Origin of the sequence: Microbacterium sp. K41 (assembly GCF_004794395.1) — a bacterium.
In the GTDB taxonomy this organism is placed as follows: Bacteria; Actinomycetota; Actinomycetes; order Actinomycetales; family Microbacteriaceae; genus Microbacterium; species Microbacterium sufflavum.
This window is the reverse complement of the sequence record NZ_SSDO01000355.1, coordinates 1-2,981: the sequence shown is the minus strand read 5'-3', so window position 1 is coordinate 2,981 and position 2,981 is coordinate 1. Positions and strand designations below refer to the sequence as shown.

The 2,981-nt window shown below is 72.0% G+C and carries 4 protein-coding genes; 1 reads left to right on the top strand and 3 read right to left on the bottom strand.

Features of this window, described 5'->3' with window-relative positions; genetic code table 11:
• A partial coding sequence (locus DW309_RS10990; RefSeq protein ID WP_136045394.1) for an FAD-dependent oxidoreductase occupies positions 1 to 712 on the bottom strand: 712 nt, incomplete at its 3' end.
• A gap of 84 nt (positions 713 to 796) precedes the next feature.
• Between DW309_RS10990 and DW309_RS10985 the strand changes: the two genes are divergently transcribed.
• Complete coding sequence (locus tag DW309_RS10985) at positions 797 to 1,138, top strand: ArsR/SmtB family transcription factor (RefSeq protein ID WP_136045393.1); 342 nt, start codon at positions 797 to 799, stop codon at positions 1,136 to 1,138.
• Between the two features lie 80 nt (positions 1,139 to 1,218).
• Here DW309_RS10985 and DW309_RS10980 read toward each other — a convergent pair whose 3' ends face one another.
• Positions 1,219 to 2,379: a flagellar hook protein FlgE gene (locus tag DW309_RS10980; protein WP_136034174.1), complete on the bottom strand. Its 1,161-nt coding sequence runs from the start codon at positions 2,377 to 2,379 to the stop codon at positions 1,219 to 1,221.
• Positions 2,380 to 2,404: 25 nt separating this feature from the next.
• Positions 2,405 to 2,863: a flagellar hook capping FlgD N-terminal domain-containing protein gene (locus tag DW309_RS10975; protein ID WP_136037090.1), complete on the bottom strand. Its 459-nt coding sequence runs from the start codon at positions 2,861 to 2,863 to the stop codon at positions 2,405 to 2,407.
• Positions 2,864 to 2,981: the final 118 nt, after the last annotated feature.

Sequence of the window (2,981 nt, the reverse complement as noted above, 5' to 3'; positions counted from 1 at the left end):
CGTCACCTCCGCCGAAGGTGTGCCCTGTGCTGCCGCGCCGCAGGAGCCAGGTGACGCGGGTGCCCGGCTCGCGGCGGGCCAGGTCGGCGAGGCGGAGAGCGGTGTGCGTCGCGGAGTGCCCGGCCCCCACGACCACGACGTGCCGCCCGGCGAACGCGGACACGTCGTCGGGGATCCGGTACGAGACCCGGTCGGCGGCTGCGGTCTCGCCCAGGGCGGGGAAGCCGTCGGCGCCCGCGGGGTTGGGAAGGCCCCAGGTGCCGCTCGCGTCGATGACCGCTCGGGCGACGATGCGGCCCTCCACGCCCTGGCGGTCTCGCGTATGGACGACGAACGGCTGCGCCGCCCGGCCGCTGTCCACGACCCGGTCTCGTCCCTGTCGGGCGATCCCGGTGACGGTGGTCGCGTAGCGCACCCGCTCGCCCAGGCTCGCGGCGAGGGGCGCGAGGTAGCCCTCGACCCATTCGGCGCCGGTGGGGTACCCGCGGCTCGGCGCGACCCAGCCGGTGGGTTCGAGCAGGCGGCGCGCCGCCGCGTCGGTCAGCTCGGGCCACGCGGAGAACAGGCGCACGTGCCCCCATTCCGCCACGGCGGCCCCGGCGGCGTCGCCGCGTTCCACGACGATCGCGTCGAGACCGCGCTCGGTCAGGTGGGCGGCGGCGGCGAGGCCCTGCGGGCCGGCTCCGATGACGACGACGGGTAGTGCGGACATGCGATGCTCCTCGTATCGATGGATATCAATACGAGGAGCATCACGGATCTATCGAAGAATGTCAATACGTGAGAGACTGGACAGGTGAGTCTCCCCACCGTGATCGACCAGACCGCGTGCTGCGTGCCGCGGGTGACCTCCGCCCTCACGCCGCACGACGCCGAGCGGGCGGCGCGTGTGTTCAAGGCGATGGGCGATCCGACCCGGGTCCTGCTGCTGTCGCTCATCGCGGGCAGCCCGGAGGGGGAGGCGTGCATCTGCGACCTCACCCAGCCCGTCGGGCTGTCGCAGGCGACCGTGTCGCACCACATGAAGCTGCTCGCCGAGGCGGGACTGGTCACGCGTGAGCAGCGCGGGCGGTGGGCGTACTTCGCGGTGAACGACGAGGTGCTCCGCGCCGCCGCCGACGCGCTGCGCCCGGCCTGACGCTCCGCCCGCTCCACCAAGCCGTACGAGACGGGAGGGCCCCCGACGCGCGGTGGACCCTCCCGTGCGACCCCGCGGGATCAGCGCTTGAGGTTGGTCAGCTCCTGCAGCACCTCGTCGCTCGTGGTGATGATGCGTGCGTTCGCCTGGAAGCCGCGCTGGGCCACGATGAGGTTCGTGAACTCCTGCGACAGGTCGACGTTCGACATCTCCAGCGCGCCGCTGATGATGCCGCCCAGGCCCGCGGTCCCGGCCTGACCGAGCTCGGGCTGACCCGAGTTGCCGCTCGGACGGAACTGCGAGGAGCCGACCTTCTCGAGTCCGCCGGGGTTGACGAAGCCGGCGAGCGCGATGCGGGCGAGCACCTGGGTGTCGCCGTTGCTGAACGTCCCGACCAGGCTGCCGTCGTTGGTCAGCGCGTAGGAGGCGAGCGTGCCGGCCGGCTTGCCGTTCTGCTCCTTGAGGGCGAGGTCGCTCACGTCGGCGAAGCCGGTCACGGCGGACAGGTCGACCGTGATGCCGCCCGACACGATGCTGCCCGCGCCGTTCTGCTTCCCGTCGGTGAAGGTGAGCGAGGTCGTGGCGCCGGCGCCGTCGGCCACGTCCCACCCGGTCGCGGTGCGGGTGAACGTGAGGCGCAGCGTGGTGGCGGCGCCGTCGGCGTCGTAGGTCTTGATGTCGCGGACGAGGGTCTCACCCACGGCGGCACCCGAGGGCAGGTTCCCGGTGGCGCGGGCGGTCGTGGTGGCCGCGGCGGGGCTCAGCGCTCCAACCGGGAGGGTGATGTCGCCGATGCCCTGGCCGGGAACGATCGCGCCGTTCTGCGCCGTCCAGCCCTGCACGAGCGCGCCGCCCGCGCCGACCAGGCGACCGGTCGCGTCGAACGTGAAGCCGCCGTTGCGGGTGTACAGGGTCTCGCCGCCCGACCGCACCACGAAGAAGCCGTCGCCCGAGATCATCAGGTCGGTGGGCACACCGGTCGGCTGCGGGGCGCCGCCGGCGAAGTTGGTGCTGATGCCGGCGACCTGCACGCCGAGGCCCACCTGGGCGGGGTTCTGACCGCCCTGGGCCTGCTGCGGCAGCATCGAGTTGCGCAGCAGCTGCGACAGCGAGTCCTGGAACTGCACGGACGACGCCTTGAAGCCGGTCGTGTTGACGTTGGCGATGTTGTTGCCCGTCACGTCGAGCATGGTCTGGTGCGAGCGGAGGCCGGAGATTCCGGAGAAGAGCGAGCGGAGCATGGTGATGCCTTTCTGGGGAGAGGGGTCAGGCAGCGGAGCCGGGAGCGAGGGAGACGCCGGAGACGGCGTCGAGGGGGATGGAGACGTCGCCGATCATGACGAGCGGCACCGCCCCCTTGTAGGACACCGCGGTGACGATGCCCTTCTTGGTGGTGCCGTCGGCGTCGACGTACTGCGCCTCGCGCCCGATCAGCGCGGCGGCGGTCTGGCGCATGCTGAGCGCGAAGTTCTCGGTGGTGGTCGTCGACAGCGCGGTGAGCTGCTCCATCGAGGCGAGCTGCGTGGTCTGCGAGATCATCTCGTTGGTGTTCATGGGCGAGCTGGGGTCCTGATTGGTCAGCTGTGTCACGAGCAGCTTCAGGAACACCTCGGAGTCGAGGGTCTTCTTGCGCTCGGATGCGGGGGTGGTGCTGCCCGTCTGCACGCCGGACGCGGGTGTGCTGCCCGGGGGGATCGTGCCGGGGATGGAGTCGACCGTGGTCATGGGGTCCTCTCTGATCAGGCGTAGACGTCGATGCCGCCGTGCGGCGGGGCGGTCGGGACGGGCGTCGGTGGTGCGGGCGAGGTCGACGGCAGGGGCCGCGCGGCCGCGGGCTGCCGGT

What these genes read in the sequence shown, in the direction of transcription:
- DW309_RS10975 (WP_136037090.1), bottom strand. Translation starts at nt 2,863, where the DNA reads ATGACCACGGTCGACTCCATCCCCGGCACGATCCCCCCGGGCAGCACA.
- DW309_RS10980 (WP_136034174.1), bottom strand. Translation starts at nt 2,379, where the DNA reads ATGCTCCGCTCGCTCTTCTCCGGAATCTCCGGCCTCCGCTCGCACCAG.